This is a genomic window from Flavihumibacter solisilvae, assembly GCF_000814475.1.
Lineage (GTDB): Bacteria > Bacteroidota > Bacteroidia > Chitinophagales > Chitinophagaceae > Flavihumibacter > Flavihumibacter solisilvae.
This window is the reverse complement of sequence record NZ_JSVC01000001.1, coordinates 20,689-38,906: the sequence shown is the minus strand read 5'-3', so window position 1 is coordinate 38,906 and position 18,218 is coordinate 20,689. Positions and strand designations below refer to the sequence as shown.

Annotated in this window: 8 protein-coding genes; all 8 read left to right on the top strand. The window is 48.9% G+C overall.

Annotation, left to right across the window (positions count from 1 at the left end; genetic code table 11):
* Positions 1-134: 134 nt before the first annotated feature.
* Complete coding sequence (locus tag OI18_RS00120) at positions 135-3,509, top strand: TonB-dependent receptor (RefSeq protein ID WP_052272724.1); 3,375 nt, start codon at positions 135-137, stop codon at positions 3,507-3,509.
* A gap of 18 nt (positions 3,510-3,527) precedes the next feature.
* Positions 3,528-5,402: a RagB/SusD family nutrient uptake outer membrane protein gene (locus OI18_RS00115; RefSeq protein WP_039135962.1), complete on the top strand. Its 1,875-nt coding sequence runs from the start codon at positions 3,528-3,530 to the stop codon at positions 5,400-5,402.
* Positions 5,403-5,432: 30 nt separating this feature from the next.
* On the top strand, positions 5,433-6,413 hold the full coding sequence (locus OI18_RS25130; protein ID WP_039135961.1) for a discoidin domain-containing protein: 981 nt from the start codon (positions 5,433-5,435) through the stop codon (positions 6,411-6,413).
* A gap of 24 nt (positions 6,414-6,437) precedes the next feature.
* Complete coding sequence (locus tag OI18_RS00105; protein ID WP_082037798.1) at positions 6,438-7,142, top strand: RNA polymerase sigma factor; 705 nt, start codon at positions 6,438-6,440, stop codon at positions 7,140-7,142.
* A 93-nt stretch (positions 7,143-7,235) separates the two neighbouring features.
* Positions 7,236-8,282, top strand: a complete 1,047-nt coding sequence (locus OI18_RS00100; protein ID WP_039135957.1) for a FecR family protein — start codon at positions 7,236-7,238, stop codon at positions 8,280-8,282.
* Positions 8,283-8,304: 22 nt separating this feature from the next.
* Entirely contained in the window at positions 8,305-11,685 is a 3,381-nt protein-coding gene (locus OI18_RS00095; protein WP_082037797.1) for a SusC/RagA family TonB-linked outer membrane protein, read from the top strand.
* 31 nt (positions 11,686-11,716) lie between these two features.
* On the top strand, positions 11,717-13,273 hold the full coding sequence (locus OI18_RS00090; RefSeq protein WP_039135953.1) for a RagB/SusD family nutrient uptake outer membrane protein: 1,557 nt from the start codon (positions 11,717-11,719) through the stop codon (positions 13,271-13,273).
* A gap of 6 nt (positions 13,274-13,279) precedes the next feature.
* Complete coding sequence (locus OI18_RS24115; protein WP_082037796.1) at positions 13,280-18,214, top strand: glycoside hydrolase family 2 TIM barrel-domain containing protein; 4,935 nt, start codon at positions 13,280-13,282, stop codon at positions 18,212-18,214.
* Positions 18,215-18,218: the final 4 nt, after the last annotated feature.

Below are 18,218 nucleotides of genomic sequence, written 5' to 3'. Positions count from 1 at the left end.
TCCCCGGCAATGGTTGGGTCAACTCTATATACAATCGATGGAAGACTGCTTATTGTTTAACCCAAATTCAAAACAAAGCTATGCAAAATGTTCTTTGTGGTTCAAGGGATTTATTAGCCAAAACGTGGTTGCGTATGAAATTAACTGCCATTTTCATCCTGGCGCTGGTACTCCATGCAAACGCCGGAATTAAAGCGCAAAACATTACACTCGATTTAAAAGATGCCTCCCTCAAAAAAGTATTCGTTGAAATACGCAGGCAGGGAGGACTCAACTTCGTGTATAACAACAACCTGCTCAGGCAGGCACGTCATGTTGATATCCGGGTTGCAAATGTGCCTGTGGAAGAAGTGCTGAAGATCTGTTTCAAAGACCTGCCTGTTTCTTTCAGGATCATTGATAATACAGTTGTCATTGTCAAATCCGAAGAACGAAAACGGCCGCCCATCTCACCTCCTTCACCACCGGTTACGGTCATTGGCCGGGTTACCGATGAAGATGGAAAACCAGTAGCCGATGTTTCCATTCTCCTGAAAGGCACAGACATTGGAACAACCTCCGATGCAAACGGTGTATACAGTATTAAGATCCCCGATCAGCCGGAAAAAGTGTTGGTATTTTCTTCCATCGGTTTTGAATCCCAGGAAATAAACATCGGTAAACAGTCAGTCATCAATATTACCCTTCGCAAAAAAATCAAAGCTGAAGAAAGTGCCGTTGTGGTTGCATTCGGCAAACAAAAGAAGATCAGTGTAGTGGGTTCCATTGATAAAGTCAATCCTGCCGATCTTAAAGTGCCCACCCGTACCATCAGTACGTCTCTTGCCGGTCGTTTGGCGGGAGTTATTGCCGTCCAGGGAACCGGCGAACCCGGCTACGACGGAGCTGAATTCTGGATCCGCGGTATCAATACGTTTACCGGTAACCAACGGCCCCTGATCCTGGTAGACGGTGTTGAACGGAGCATAGATATGATTGACCCGGATGAGATCGCTGACTTTGCCATTTTGAAAGATGCAACTGCAACCGCGGTATATGGTGTGCGGGGTGCCAACGGCGTTGTTATTATTACCACTAAAAGAGGAACGGCTGGCAAACCGCAGATCAACTTCAGCATCGAAACAAGCTTCTCCAAAAACTCGAAGCTGGCAAAAATGGTTGATGGCCCTACTTACATGGAAATGATGAATGAGGCGGAAACAAACAAGCCCGGCGGACTGCCGATTTTTTCACAGGGTGTGATTGACTCCACGCGAAGCGGTGTTGCTGATCCATATTATTACCCCAATGTTGACTGGACAAATGCCATGTTGAAACCATGGGCTAATTCACAACACGCAACCATGAACATTTCGGGAGGAAACGATAAGACCCGATATTTTGTTTCGGCAGCTTTTTTAAACCAGAACGGCATGTTTAAGGGAGCCAGGGAAAATAGCTACAATAATAATATCAACCTGAAGCGTTATAATTTCCGATCCAATGTAGATGTAAATGTTACTTCGTCGACTGTGTTAGGATTAACACTTGCCGGATCCCTTGAAAACAGGAATTATCCCGGTAATGGAACACAGGCCATTTTTGATGCCATGCGAAGGGCAGCGCCTACATGGTTTCCGGTGGCTTATCCCGATAAAACAAAAATACCTGGTCGCAAGGGCGTGAATAATCCCTGGCAGATGCTGGCTCATTCCGGATACACGACAGAGTATTACTCCAGGTTGCAATCTAACTTTATCGTTAACCAGCATTTGAATTTTATTACCAACGGACTGTCGGCAAGATTCAATTTCTCCTTCGATACGTATACGTCTTCTGTTTTAAGAAGATCAATGAACCCGAGAAAGTACCTGATCGTTCCCCAGGACCTTGACGGCGACGGAGAACCGGACCGCGATGCCAAGGGCAACTATATTCTTATGGATGCTGAAGGTAATTACCGTTATGAAGACCAGGACCCAGGCAATTCCGGTTATACCAGTTATTTAACGCGGGAAGGAGAAAAAGGTAATAACAGGAACATGTATACTGAGCTATCGCTCAATTATAACCGCACATTTTCGAAACATACTGTTGGAGGTTTGCTGTTGTTCAACCGGAACGATTATCTCGATCCTTCTGATGAAAGTTTATTTGGTTCAATTCCCCAACGCAGGCAGGGACTAACCGGCCGGGCAACCTATGGATTCAGTGACAGGTATTTTGTTGAATTCAATTTCGGCTATAACGGGTCAGAGAATTATGCCGAGGGAAGCAGGATGGGCTTCTTTCCTTCTTATGCAATCGGCTGGGTGTTGTCTAAAGAAAAATTTTTCAGGCCTTTGCTAGGTGCTGTAGACTTCCTGAAAATAAGGCTGTCATCTGGTAAAGTGGGTAATGACGCTATCAATAACAGGTTTGCGTATTTAACCCGTGTTGAAAATACCACCACTAACTATGGCTTCGGGTCAAATAATGGCTATGGTTATGGTTCAGGCGCCGGCATAAATATTACCTATTACGGCAACCCAAATGCTACATGGGAAATTGCCAAAAAATCAGACCTCGGTCTTGAAGTGAATTTCCTGAAACATTTTCGCCTGAATGCCGACCTGTTTTATGAAAAAAGAACCAACATCTGGGTACCCTTAAATAATGTGCCTGATATTTACGGCTTCAGTTCTATCCCCAGTGCCAATGCAGGTGCCATGGAAAACAAAGGGGTGGATGGCTTCCTTGAATACCAACAGCAATTCGCAAAGAACCTAAACATTACGTTCAAAGGCACATTCTATTACGGGAGGAACAAGATCCTGGCTACTGGTGATATCACTCCTAAGTATGCCTACCAGTCCAACATCGGGCAGCCCTTTGGCAGGACCTTAGGTTATGTGGCTCAAGGCCTCTTCACAGATTCAACTGAAATATTGAAAAGTCCCGATCAGAATATATTAGGGGCGACGAGGCCGGGAGATATAAAATATAAAGACATCAACGGCGATGGAAAAATTGACCAGTTCGACCGCGTATTTATCGGTAATCCCACCATCCCCGAGCTCACATTTGGTTTTGGCGCTTCAATCGTTTATAAAAACTTTGACCTTTCTTTTTTACTGCAGGGCGCTGCCAGGGTGTCTTTCATAGCTAACCCAAAACCTTTTGCTGAAGTGGATAAAAGCAGTGGTGTGTTGACCATTATGGAAGACAGGTGGACAAAGGAAAACCAGAACATACACGCTACATTTCCACGGTTGGGTGTGGGTAGCCAGGATAACAATTATGTCGCATCGACGCACTGGCTGGAGAACGGAAGTTATGCCAGGCTCAAACAATTAGAAATAGGCTATTCCCTTTCCAACCGGTTCTTTAACAATTCAAAATGGATGAAATCTTTCCGGGTTTATTGCAGTGGCCTCAATCTCTTTACCATTTCTTCTTTCAAATGGTGGGATCCCGAATCCAAAAATTCAACGGGTATGTATTATCCCGTACAGAAGGTGCTGAATGTTGGCCTGGATATTAAATTCTAAACGATTAAGCTGAGCATTATGAAAAAAAATAAAATCACCATACTGTGCCTGCTGGTATTTCTCATCAGTTCATGCACAAAATATCTCGACCAGGTACCTGCTGAAAAACTCGATGAACCTACACTGTTTAAATCGAAAGACGATGTAGTTAAAGTACTGACCCAGATTTATTCCGCCAATCCTGATCCTCTCGATTTTTTCGGTGGAAATCTTGGCATGTGTGGCGACGAAGGGGATTTTATCTGGAGCAGTTACGATCCTTACCGTTTAGATATGGGTAATTACAGCCAGACTTTCCAGGTGTATGAAAAATGGACCGAATGGTATAAGCAGGTGAGAACCGCCTTGTATTTCCTGGGCAGGATTGATGAATGCAAGGATGAAAAGCTTTCGGAACAGGAAAGAAACTGGTGGAAGGGTGAAGCCGAGTTTTTATTGGCCTACTATAATTTTTTGTTGTTGAGACAATATGGACCTGTGCCAATAATGACAAAAATCTACAGTGGTCCTGAACTCACAGAAGCCATTGCGGCTGGTATTCCACGTCCGGATTATAACAGGGCAGTAGCATATATTGATAGTTTGTGCGAATCAGCTGCCGGCAAACTGGATATTACCTTCAGTTACGCTGATCGGGTAGGAAGAGCCAATGCAACAGCTGCGAAATTCCTGAGAGCACGTTTATGGTTATACGCAGCCAGTCCATTATATAACGGGTTAACAAACCCGGCAACAGGCAGGCAATACTCCGAATTGATGATCCATGGCAGCGATGGACAGGATTTATTGAATGCCTCGGTTGATGTTGAAAAATGGGCGAAGGCCAGGCAGGCTGCCAAAGAAGCAATAGAAATTGCTGCAACCGGAAACTATGGTTTGATGGCGGAACCCGTAATTGGTCTTGACGCCTATAAGCGTTTATTTACTTATCCGCGTGGAGGTGAGCCGAGCAGGGAATGTATATTTTATGCCCAAAGTCCTTCACCATGGGAATTTAACCAGCATGCATTGCCATTAAGCTGGGGCGGATACAGTGGAATTTGTCCTACTCTCGAACATGCAAACGAATATTTTACCGCGAAAGGATTATTGCCGGAAGATGATGCCGACTGGGTAAATGCAACAGGATTTTATGAATACTCCTGGAATGATAAAAACATCAGCATCTATAACCGTTTCCGGAAAAGGGATCCGCGCTTCTATTCGAATATTTTATTCCCCGGACAGTATTCTTATGCCATGCTTACCGGCTCCAATGAATCTACCGGCTCGCGGTGGGCAAACAATTCAGATGATAATAAAAACTGGTTCCGCTCCTGGAATGACGGCCAGGATGGGTACGCAAACAAAAGGGGCCGTGACTACACCATTACCGGGATGTTAACCATCAAATGGTTGCCCCGCACCGCTACTTCCAATTCACTGGGCGATAATGCCATCCCGATATTTCGCTATACAGAATTGTTGTTGAACTATATGGAGGCGGCGTTTGAAGACGATGTGGCGAAAGGCATAGATCCCCTGGGCGATGGTGATATGTTTTTTGCCTGGGACCAGGTTAGAAGCCGAGTGGGCCTCCCGGGTGTAAAAGCAGCCTATGCGGCAGCAGGTATACCACTCACGGTTAATAAGCTCAGGGAATTGATACACCGGGAACGCCGGGTGGAACTGGCCTTTGAGGGGCACCGCTATTTTGATAACCGACGTTGGCTGGACGCCGAAAGGGAAGGCGGACCCAAACATGGTTTTGACATACAAAAAAGTGGCGAGGAATTCTGGAATGAAAACTATGTTTTCGAAACACGCCTGTTCAACATGAAGAATTATTTCCTGCCCATTCCACAGTCAGAAATTGACAAAAACCGGCAGTTGACACAAAACCCGATGTGGTAACTATTTTATTGACGCTTAAACGGATCTAAAATGAAATTCTTTAAATCAATATACTTTTTCGTGTGTGGTACATTGCTAATCGGTTCCTGCAATAAAACACCGGAATTTGAAAAGGAAATGGATGCGGATCAGGGACTGGTATATATTCAACAGGCATTCAAGGAAGGTCATATTTTAAAACTGAAAACATTTCCTCCCGTTGATGGGGCAAGTTCAGAAGTCATTAACGTGAATTATGGCGCGATGGGATTGCCAGGAACAGATATCGTTATTCAATTGGAAGAAGACCTGCATGCGCTGGATAGTATCAACAATGTCCGCCTTGCTGCCGGATTGCCGGCTTATGAAAGCTTTCCCTCTGATGCTTATACTATCGACAAGTGGACACTTACCATACCACGCAGCCAGACCACATCTTTGGACTTTATGACATTTCAATATTATTCCGGGAAATTTGACCGGGAAAAGGAGTATATGATGGCAATAAGGATAAAGGATGCATCCGGTTATGCCGTCAATAAAGACCTGAAAACTGTGTATGTCATGGTAGGTAAACTCCAGACAGTTAAATTAAGCAAATCGGGATGGGATATAACTGCCGAAAGTGAAGAACTGGAAGGTGAAGGGCCTGACAATGGCGCTGCGCGGTTCGCGATTGATGGAAAGGTGGAAAGTTTCTGGCATAGTGAGTGGTCCAATGCCAATCCACCGTTACCCCTTTGGCTGAAAGTGGATATGAAGGAACCCCGTTATATCAGCAAAGTTGGTTTAACGACGCGCCAGAACGATGACAGGGGCTGTTCCTTGTTTAAACTGGAAGGAAGCCTGAATGGTACTGATTGGATAATTCTCGGCGATAACCTGGCGATGGATCCCGAAAACTACAGCGAACAGACATATTCGTTTTCGATTACAAAATGCAGGTTCCTCCGTTATACTGCGTTGGAAGGCAACTGGGGCGGTAACGATTTTACTTTCCTGGCTGAATTTGACGCTTACGAAGAGAAGTAAGTGGGAAATCAGCTTTTACTGTAATTGATCCTTCCATCGGCACAAAAGCCCATCTTATCGCTGGGATTTGTGCCGATGGTTTTTATCAGTATTTTCGGCGTTGAGCGGAGCATGAGTGAGCAGACCCAGATAACTGACCAAAACGAGTACCAGGATTGCTGGCAGGCCGTACGCCATAATAATGAAAATGGACTGTACAGGCTATACCATGCTGAATACGATCGTTTCTACCGCTTCGGAATCCTCTCCGCAAAAGACCCGGTATTGGTAAAATCAGCCATCAATTCCACTTTTGTGAACCTCTGGGCCAAACGCCACACACTCCCGGATGTGGAAAACGTTCGCGGGTATCTTTTTATCTGGTTCAAACGGCAACTGTTCCAGGACATCCGGCAACAGGCATCCAGTAACAGCAGGATTTCATCCACCGAACCAACGGCAACCCTGCTCACCGAATCCTCATATGAAGACGCGCTGGTAAACCACGAGCTCGATGAATTACGCCGCGCCCTCATCCGCAAAGCTATGTCCTGCCTTACCGAAAGACAAAGGTCCTTCATCCAGCTGCGCTTCTTCGAAGAACTGAGCTTCGAGGAGATCGCCGAACAAAGCAATACCTCCATCCGGACCGTCTACAATACCATCCATACCGCCATTAATCGCCTCCGGCAGGAGCTGGGCGACACACCTTTGCTGGTGGCTTGGCTGGCCATGATGCAGAACTGGTAAGAGTTTCCGGCGGCGGCCGAAGAAAATCCAAAAATATTTCCGGATTTCATGGTAAAAATCTTTCAACCCTTCCCTCTTTAATAAATATAGCCGATGACCAACAGACGCGACCATAGTATTGAAGACCTGCTGCTCGATGACTCCTTCGTGCATTTTTGCCTCGACACGGATGATGAGGCAACGGAAACCTGGCGCACCTGGCTGACCGCTAACCCCGATCAGCAACCGAAAGCAGATGCAGCCCGCAGGCTTCTATTTTCGCTGGGCATGCGGATTTCCAGGGAAGAAAAAGCGATCGAGTTTGAGAAACTGAAGCAGGCCATCCGTAATCTGCAGAATGGGCAAAGCGAACCGACCATTAAGGAACGCACGGCTGTTACTCCTCTCTGGAGATGGATCGGTAGTGCAGCAGCTGCAATGTTGCTCCTGTTTGCCGGTTACCAGTTGAGGGAATACATGTCGGGCCACAATGAGCCAACTATCGGCACCCTCGCCTATGAAACTTATTCCACGCACAACGGCGAAAGAAAGAATATCCAGCTCACCGATGGATCAACCGTAATGCTGAATTCAAACAGCACACTGAAGATCCCTGTCACCTATAACCGCGAGAACCGGATGCTCGATCTGCAGGGTGAAGCCCTCTTCGATGTAGCGAAAGACCCGCAGCGGCCCTTTATAGTAATAGCTGACGAAGTTGCTGTACAGGCTGTCGGTACTTCTTTCAAAGTACGGGCGTACGGGTTTGAACCCGGCATCCGCACTGCCCTGATGGAAGGAAAAGTGAAGGTGGACGACCAACGGAAACCATCGGAACCTGTAATAATGACGCCGGGTCAGTCAATCTATATTGACCGCTCCTCGCGCACGACTCAGCAAAACAGCTTCGACCCGCATGAAGAAGAAGTGTGGAAATCCGGTGCGCTGCTGTTTTCCAACGCCTCACTGGATGAGATCGGTCAAAAACTACAGTACTGGTATGGGATGGAAGTCGTGATCAATGCGAAACCATCCTCACCGATCCATTTCAATGGAGAATTTGTACAAAAAGAATTGAACGAAGTTTTGAAAGCCATATCCTATGTAACCGGGCTGAAATGTTCAGTCGACGGGAAACGAATAATGATTCTTTCAAATTAGGACCACCATTTAACGCTGCTATATGAGAAAAATGCAACTGGCAACAGTGTGGCATCGCTACCTTCTATTGCCCCTCCTCGTCATCTTTTGCCTGTCTGTCCAGGAAACACATGCACAGGCAAAGAACCCTTCCTCGCAAAAAGTTAACCTTGCTTTCAGGGATGCTGACATCCTTTCGGTATTCAAACGGATCACCGAAAAAACAAATCTTAAGTTCTCTTACAACAACGACGATCTCGACCGTTCACAAAAAGTAAACATCGAAAAAAAGGAACGTACGGTTGGTGAATTGCTCACAGCGGTCGGCCAGCAGACAAACCTGGAATTCAAAATTGAGAACGACCTCGTGCTGGTAAAACGGATGGATGAAAACAATCCTACCGAATTGACCGGTGCGCAACTGGTCCGTGGTTCCGTGAAAGCTTCAGGCGGCGACCCGCTTGCCGGCGCAACCATCAGGGTAAGAAATAGCAGTGCAGGCGTAGCAAGTGATGATGCCGGCAATTTCACCCTGCCGAATCTCCCGGGAAACGCTGTGCTCGAAGTCAGCCTTGTTGGCTACGATCCGGTGACTGAACCCGTAAACGGCCGCAACCAGCTGGGCATTACCCTTGCTCCGACCAGCCGCCAGATGGAGCAGGTGGTTGTGATCGGGTATGGAACCCAAAGAAAGAAAGACGTGATCGGCGCCGTGTCTTCCGTGAATACGAAGAATATGGAAAAACTTACCGGCGCCAATGTAGCGGGTATGCTGCAGGGCCAGGTGGCCGGCGTAAATGCTGCGCCCGGTTCCGGTGATCCCGGTGCCGCACCGGTAGTTCTCGTTCGCGGATTATCTACCATCGGCAATAACCAACCATTGTATGTAATCGACGGTGTACCTGGGGATATCAATGCCATCAACCCTGCCGACATCCAATCCATCGACGTACTGAAAGATGCTTCCGCAGCTACCATCTATGGCTCCCGTGCATCGAACGGTGTGATCATGGTGACCACCCGCAGGGGAAAAACCGGGAAGATCCTTATTGGAGTAAATTCCTACTACGGCGTCAACTCCATGGCAAAACGCCTGCCGCTCACCAATCGCGTTCAGTATAATTCAATCCTGAACCAGGTTGCACTTAACGATGGCACCGAACCGCTCGACTATGTTTCCAGCGATACCTACACCGACGCAAATGGACAAACGCAACAGTATCCTGATACCGACTGGCAATCCGCCTTCTTCGAAAATGCTCCCGAAAACAAGATCGATGTATCCGTTTCGGGCGGAACAAAAGATATGCGGATGAATGTTTCCTTCGGCAGGTTCTACCAGGAAGGAATTGCCATCCACACAAATTTCGAACGCTACAACATCCAGGTCAACACAGATTTCACCAAAGGAAAATTCAAATTCGGCGAATCCTTTACCTTCTCAAAATCACAACGCCGCGTACTACAGGGCTCTAACGAAAGCCGCAGTAACGGCCAGAATGCCGGCTACCCCCTGATCTACGAAATGCTCAACCGCGTGCCACATCATAAACTCTATGATGCCAATAACGATGGTGGCTTCGGCGGACGGATCGGTTTCCAGATGACCGACGCGGTAAACCCGGTTGGATACCAGACCCTGGTTACCAGCATGGATGAACCCACTTATTTTATCGGCAACGTGTTTGGGGAATACCAGATCCTGAAGCCCCTCAGCTTCAAATTGCAATATGGCTTCAATTCAAATGAAGGTTATTCCTACACGCATGTTCCCACTTATTATATGGGCGACAAAGTGCAGAACCCGACCGCGCAACTGTTCGAGGCACGCGACCGTCACTTCCGCGATGTACTTAATGCCATCTTCAGTTTCAATAAAGTATTCAAAGGTGAACACAGTGTAAATGCTATCGCTGGTTATTCCCAGGAGAATGATAAATACAAAAGTCTTTCAGGCAGCAACAACAACCTGCCCTCTAACGACCTGCTGTCATTGGGCGGAGGTATCGGTGACAAATCCTCTGACGGCTCCCTGCTCGAAAGCACCCTGCGGTCCTGGTTCGCAAGACTGAACTATGCTTATGACGGCCGTTACCTGCTTGGCGCAAGCGTGCGTCGCGACGGCTCTTCCCGCTTCTCCGACAAGAACAAATACGGCACTTTCTATTCTGTATCAGGCGGCTGGCGTGTAAGCGAAGAGAAGTTTTTCCGCGACAACGTAAACGGCGTCAGCGACCTGAAACTTCGTGCCAGTTACGGCATTCTCGGTAACCAGGGCATTCCCGATTACCTCTACCTGCCGGCAACCGTTACATCCGGTGATCCTACCGTTAACTATCCATTCGGAACAGGCTTACGTCAAAGCATAGCCGTTGGTTCTATTATAACCAAGGCATCTTCGCCTGACATCCGCTGGGAACAATCCGCAACCTTCAATGCAGGTTTCGACCTCTCCTTCTGGAATGAAAAGCTTTTGCTGGTGGCAGATTTCTTCCGCACCAAAACCACCGACATGCTGGTTACCATTCCGCTTCCACCCAGCTCAGGACTGCTTTCCAACCCCATCCGCAATGGTGGTGAAATGCAGAACCAGGGAATCGACCTTGCGCTCACCTACCGCAAAACCGAAGGCGCACTGAAGTTTGACATTACTGCCAATGCAGCTGCCAGCCGCAACAAGATCCTGAAGCTCGGGTATGCCGACGAGGCATTCACCGATGGTTATATGGACTACAACAATTTCCCCACCACCCGCACAGAAGTTGGTGGAGAGATCGGCCGTTTCTTCCTCTACGAAACTTCAGGAGTGATCCGCTCGCAGAAAGAGCTGGATGATGCCCGCGCACTTCAACCCAATGCCCAGCTTGGCGATCTCCGATTCGTAGATGTAAACGGTGATGGTGAATTGAATGATGATGACCGCACATTCATGGGTAGTGGCCTGCCTCGCATCGAGTATGGTCTGACCACCAATTTCACCTACCGGAATTTTGACCTCAATATTTTCTTCCAGGGTACGCAAGGCAACTATATGTACAACGGGGCCAAACGCCTCATGTACCAGAACACCATCTTCAACAAATCAACCGACCTGCTTAGTGCCTGGACACCAGATAATGCCAGCAGCGATATCCCACGGGTAACCGTGGTGGATGCAAACGGCAACATGAGCCGCCCTTCCAACCTGTTCCTGGAAAAAGCCTCCTACTTCCGGTTGAAAAGCATGCAGCTCGGGTACCGGTTTAACGTAAAAGGCTTCAACCTGCTGCGCGCTTATGTTGGCGCAACTAACGTATTCACCATTACAAAATACAGTGGCTATGACCCGGGCGTGGTGAACTATTCATCTTTTGCAAGGGGTGTTGACCGTGGATTGTACCCATTGTCACGCAGCATTTTCGCAGGAGTAAATCTTGAATTCTGACCGGCTATCTCTAACGATTAAAAAAATTGTCATGACCAAATACATCTTATATAGCACGATCCTGGCGGCATCACTTTTGGGCGGCACCGGATGCAGCAAAACTTTCCTCGATAAGGAAAACCAGAATGAATTGTCCGGCTCTTCTTTCTGGAAGACCCGCGAACAGGCCCAGCAGGCCATCACTGCTGCCTATGCATCTCTCCAGGCTGCAGACGGATCAAAATGGACCTGGTTTGAAGAAACCTACGTGGCTTCGGAATACAAAACCGATGAAATGATGAACAACAAGGCGGAAGGCTATGGTAAACCGCTGCAGTCGTTCACCTACACAACGGATGAAAGCAGCTTCACCAATCTTTGGCACATGTGCTTCGCCGGTATAAATCGTGCGAACCAGTGCATCGAGAATATCCCGCAGGTTTCCGGTAATGCACAGAATGGATTATCCGATGCTGAAAAAGCCTCGCTTGTTGCCGAAGCGAAATTCCTGCGAGCATATTTCTACATGCTTCTGCAAAACTATTTTACCAATATTCCGCTGGTCACCGTTACACCGAAAAGCAATGCTGAGTTTTACCCTGGTCCCGCTACCGAAGCGGAGATCTGGGCACAGGTTGAAAGCGACTTGCAGGAAGGCATTTCGCAGCTTCCTGAAACAAGGTCTGATCTCGAAAAAGGTCGCGTCACAAAATATACGGCCCAGGCCTATCTTGGAAAGGCCCAGCTTTTCCAGGAAAAATTCAGTGAAGCGAACACAGCATTCGCCGCGGTGATCAACAGTGGTAAATACCAGTTGCTCGCCAATTACGAAGACAATTTCAACGGTCTGCAGGAAAATGGTGCAGAATCTTTGTTCGAGATCCAGTTCTCTGCCGACCGTACCAACGGCAATGATGAACGCACACCCATGCCCTGGGAAGTAAGCGCTTATGCGCTGAATGGCTGGGAACTGTTTTATCCATCTGAATGGCTTGCGGCAGAACTGAAGAAAGATAAGCGCACTGACGGCGGTTACAGCGACCGCGTATATGGTACCATGTTCTTCGATGACCCATTGTCAAAAGCGCCGGTGGTTGACCAGCCTGGTGTGGTAAAGTCATACGCAGATGTGAAGAATGATCTCAACCACCCGATTTATTTCAAGAAATACACTACCCCGACCGACCTCGCGGACAATGGATCCTACACCGGCATCAACATCAACCTGATGCGGTATGCTGATGTATTGCTCATGCAGGCAGAGGCACTGAATGAAGGTGGACAAACCTCTGAAGCCCTTGACCTCGTAAACCAGGTGCGTACCCGTTCAAAAGCCGAGGCCCTGGCAACCATGAGCCAGGATGCACTGCGACAGCAGATCCGACATCATGAGCGCCCCTGCGAGCTTGCTATGGAATACGGCATTCGCTGGGCCGACCTGTACCGCTGGTCAAGGAGCAAAACTTCGCCCGAAAAGATCAAGACCATCATGACTGGCCACAACCATGAGTTTGCTAACAACTATATCGACGGCAAACATGATATCTACCCGGTACCATTATCCGAGATCAATAAGAACCCCAACAGCAGGCAGGCACAGAACTGGTAAGTGAACATGAAATCAATCAAGTTTTTATGCATGATCGTGGCAATGGTCCTGCAGCAGGTAAGCTTTGCACAACCGGCAAACGATTGGGAAAATCCTGCGATGGTTTCACAGGGTACCCTTCCGCCGTCGGCACATGTTGAACGCGAACAGAAATTACCGCTCGACGGCTTATGGAAGTTCAACTGGGTAAGTACCGTAGCCGAACGGCCCCGGGCCTTCCAGCAGCCGGGTTTCGATGCGGCCTCCTGGCCTGAAATCACAGTTCCTTCCAACTGGCAGACCGAAGGCTACGACCGCTTCATCTTTACGGACGTCGAATACCCGATCAAACCCGATCCCCCCTTCGTGCCGAAGGACTACAACCCCGTGGGCTCTTACCTCAGGGAATTTAATTTACCCGTCGGGTGGCACCCGACGGGTGAGACCCGACGGGTGGTGCTTCACTTCGGTGCAGTCAACTCCTTTTTCTACTGTTGGGTGAACGGACACCTGCTGGGATTCAGCAAGGATAGTAAAACGCCTGCCGAGTTTGATGTGACGGAGTACCTGCGCAAGGGGAAGAACAGGATCGCAGTGCAGGTGTTCAGGTTCAGCGACGGCACCTACCTTGAGGGACAGGACATGTGGAAACTCAGCGGGATCGAACGTTCTGTATACCTGTATCAACGACCAGCATACCATCTTCGGGATTTTTTTGTGAAAGCAGGGCTCGGTGATGATTACAGTACAGGCAGGTTTTCATTGGATCTTGAATTTGCAGGCCCTAAGCCATACCGGTCGCATGTGGTTGAGATCAGCCTGGTTGATACCAAGGGCAAACAGGTTCTGAAAGCCGACAAAATCCTGAAGGGCGATTCTGCCCACCTGGAATACGATCTCCCTTCGGTCCGCACCTGGAGTGCCGAAACTCCCAACCTGTACAACCTGGCCGTTACGCATAAAGATCATCGGGGAAAAACACTCGAAGTGATCCGTCACCGCGTCGGGTTCCGGCGTGTCGAAGTAAGAAACGGGCTCTTCCTTGTAAACGGGAAAGCGATCAAACTCAAGGGTGTCAACCGGCACGAACATGATATGCGGAAGGGCAAGGTCATTACAGTGGAAAGTATGGTAGAAGATATCAGGCTGATGAAGCAGTACAATATCAACGCCGTGCGCAACAGCCACTACCCTAATCGCGAGGAATGGTATGCACTCTGCGACCAATTTGGAATTTATGTGGTGGATGAGGCAAACATTGAATGCGACGGTATGGCCTTTCACCCGCTGCAGACATTGTCCGATCACCCCGATTGGACGGCTGCCTACCTGGATCGTACGCGGAGAATGGTGGAACGCGACAAAAACTTTACCTGCATCATCACCTGGTCCCTCGGAAATGAAAGCAGGTTTGGAAGGAATATGGTGGCAACTTACAATTGGACCAAAAGCCGTGATAACACCCGTCCAGTTCAGTATGAAGAAGCAAAGGATAATCCTTACACGGATATCTTCTGCCCGATGTATAAATCAACCGATGTACTGCTCGGTTACGTCAAAGACTGGCAACGGCGCCCGCTCATCCAAAGCGAGTACGCCCACATGATGGGCAATAGTGGCGGCAACCTGAAAGATTACTGGGACCTGATCTACCGCTACCCGCAGTTACAGGGCGGATTTATCTGGGATTTTTCTGACCAGGCCTTCCTCAAAACAGATGGGAAAGGCAGAAATTATTGGGCCTACGGCAGTGATATGGGTACCGTGGGCGCAACCAGCGACACCAGCTTTTGTGCAGATGGCCTGTTCCAGGCCGACCGGAAGCCTCATCCCCAGGCTTACGAAGTGAAAAAGGTTTACCAGCCGGTTGCCTTCGAAGCGCTACCGTTAAGCAGGGATCTTATTAATATCACCAACCGCCATGATTTTCTTTCGCTTGACCAGCTGGAATTCCGCTGGAGCCTGAAATCCGGGGGAAGGCTCACTGCAGAAGGGAAACTGGAACAAATCCAAATACCTGCCGGAAGGGATAACATTATCCGGTTGCCGCTTCCTCCGGAAGCAGGCGACGAACAATACCTGTTACTCGAAGCCCGAACAAAAAATTCAACTGCGCTCGTGCCTGCCGGGCACCTGGTTGCATCGGAGCAGTTTCGACTGCCGGCATCACAGCCGGTAAAACAGCAGGTCAATCATGTTGGTACCGCACTAACGGTCATCGACACCCTCAACTCATACACGCTTGGCAATGCCGCTTTCGCCATCGAATGGGATCGCACTACAGGCTGGGTGAAAGCAATCCGCTACGGGCAGAAGCAAATGCTAAACGGTGAAATCAGGCCTGATTTCTGGCGCCCTGTTACGGATAATGATATCGGTAACAGCCTTCAATTGCGTGCGGCGATGTGGCGGAACCCGGCCGATTCAGCCACACGGGTTTACAGGTGTCTCAGCATGATATCGCCCTCCTGCTGGGAGCTCACAACACGGCACTACCTCCCAACTGTGCAGTCGACTATCGAATTAAACTATAAGCTCTACGGTTCCGGCAAAGTCGATGTCTCTATGAGCATGTCCACCCGCAGTAACGACCTTCCTGCACTGCCACGCTTCGGAATGCGGCTGTTGCTGGAAAAAAACTACGACCAGGTGAGCTGGTTCGGTCGCGGCCCATTCGATAATTACGCAGACAGGAAGACAGCTGCTGATATTGATCTCTATACAACAACGGCCAACCAATTTTTCCATCCCTACCCCCGGGCGCAGGAAAGCGGTTATCGTACCGACACCCGGTGGATGACAATGACGGACAAAGCGGGTACAGGAATCAGGTTCAGCAGCGACAGCCTGTTTTCTTTTGGGATCCTCCCGTTCGACAGGAGTGAGCTGGAATTCAACAGGAAGAAGAACATCCATGGTTCCACTATCGATCCCGCTTCCTTCAGCTGGGTGAACATCGACCTCGGACAGATGGGCGTCGGCGGCGACAACAGCTGGGGTGCGCGGACACATTCCCCGTATCTTCTGCCTTACCATGATTACGCTTACCGCTTCACCATCGAACCCGTACAACAGACCAATGCCGACCTTATAGACATCCGGAATGAAATAACCGACCCCGAGGCCATCGAAACATCCTTCTTCAGCGATCTCGGAGCATGGCATGCATACGCGCTACCGGCCGCCGGAAAGGACCACGGTAGTTTTGTTGGCCCGCTTCTCATGGACATGAAAGGCGAATGGCTGGCGAATGCCTTCAGCCAGGTAAGGATCCTGGAAAACGGACGCACCCTTCAACCTGACACAACCCGTACCATTCTCCATTATTTCCCGGGCCGGCTGGAACAAAAACTGTTCTATGAAGGATGGCAACTCGAAATGGTATTGCGGTTTGCAGGTAATCGCCAGTCCGTCGTGGAACTGAACCTCCTGAATATTTCAGGTTCTGCAAAAACCATCGACCTGCAATGGCACGGGCAAAGCCTGGCAAAGAATCAGCAGATCCAGGCAACCGGCAATTCATTAACATTGAGCTTCCCCGGCACTGCCAGACTGCTCCGCATGGATCATCCTGCAGACAGACCGGTTGAATGGCAAACCGGGCCAGGGCAGTACACGGCCACAATGAAAGGCATCCGGGTACCAGTCGGCTCAACCTTTTCAACCTGGCAATTACAATCGTTCTACCCTGATAGTAACCGGCAACAAAAAATAACGGTCGATCTTAAGAAGATAAAAGAAGATAACCAGTTAAGGTGGAAGAACTACCTCAGCCGATATTTTGAAAGCGCTCCTGCAATGCCCGATGAACAAAGGGCACTCGCCGTCAAATCCATCATGACCCTTATTACCAACTGGCGATCCGCTTCAAAGGACCTGCTGCACGACGGCGTATTTCCCTCGGCTTCCTACCAGGGATTTTATGGCTTCTGGAGTTGGGACAGCTGGAAACATGCCGTTGCACTGAGCTATATCGATCCTGCATTGGCAAAGGACAACATCCGTTGTATGTTCGATTACCAGGATAACAGCGGCATGATCCCGGACTGCATTTACTCAGACAAAAAGGAAAACAATCTCCGGAACACCAAATCCCCGCTCGCCGCCTGGGCTGTGCTTGCCATCTTCCGGCAAACTAATGATACCGCATTTGTAGCAGAAATGTATGATCGACTGCTGCAATACCATCAGTGGTGGTACCGCAACCGCGACCATAACGGGAACGGCCTCTGCGAATTCGGTTCTACCGACGGCACCCGGATCGCGGCAGCCTGGGAAAGCGGGATGGACAATGCCGTACGGTTCGACAGTGCCACAATGCTCAGGAACAACAATAGCGCCTGGTCGCTGAACCAGGAATCTGTTGACCTCAATACTTTTCTCTATAAAGAGAAAACCTGTCTCGCCACCCTGGCAGCTACAATTGGAATGAAAGAAGAAGCACAACGATTAACCAAAGAAGCTGAGCTGCTTAGCCGCCAGATCAATACATATTTCTTTGACGGAAAATCCGGATTCTACTACGATCGCCAAATATCACAGCAAAACCTGGTAAAGATCTGCGGCCCTGAAGGCTGGCTGCCCCTTTGGGCCGGAATCACAAACCCCAACCAGGCAGCACAGGTACGCTCGAAAATGCTCGATCCAAAACTGTTCCGTTCCCGGTTACCATTGCCAACACTCAATTTATCCCACCCGGCCTTCGACCCTAAAAACGGTTACTGGCGCGGACCCGTATGGCTCGACCAGGTTTATTTTGGGTTGGAAGGATTGAAAAAATATGGCTATTGCAGTGACGCGCAGGAGCTGCAGCAGGCACTTTTTTCGCAGGCGGAAGGACTGACCGGCAGCAGTCCGATCTTCGAGAATTATCACCCGCTGACCGGCAAAGGCCTTAATGCAGTTAATTTTAGCTGGTCCGCCGCAATGATCCTCATATTATTGAACTCAAGCAACAACTAATGTT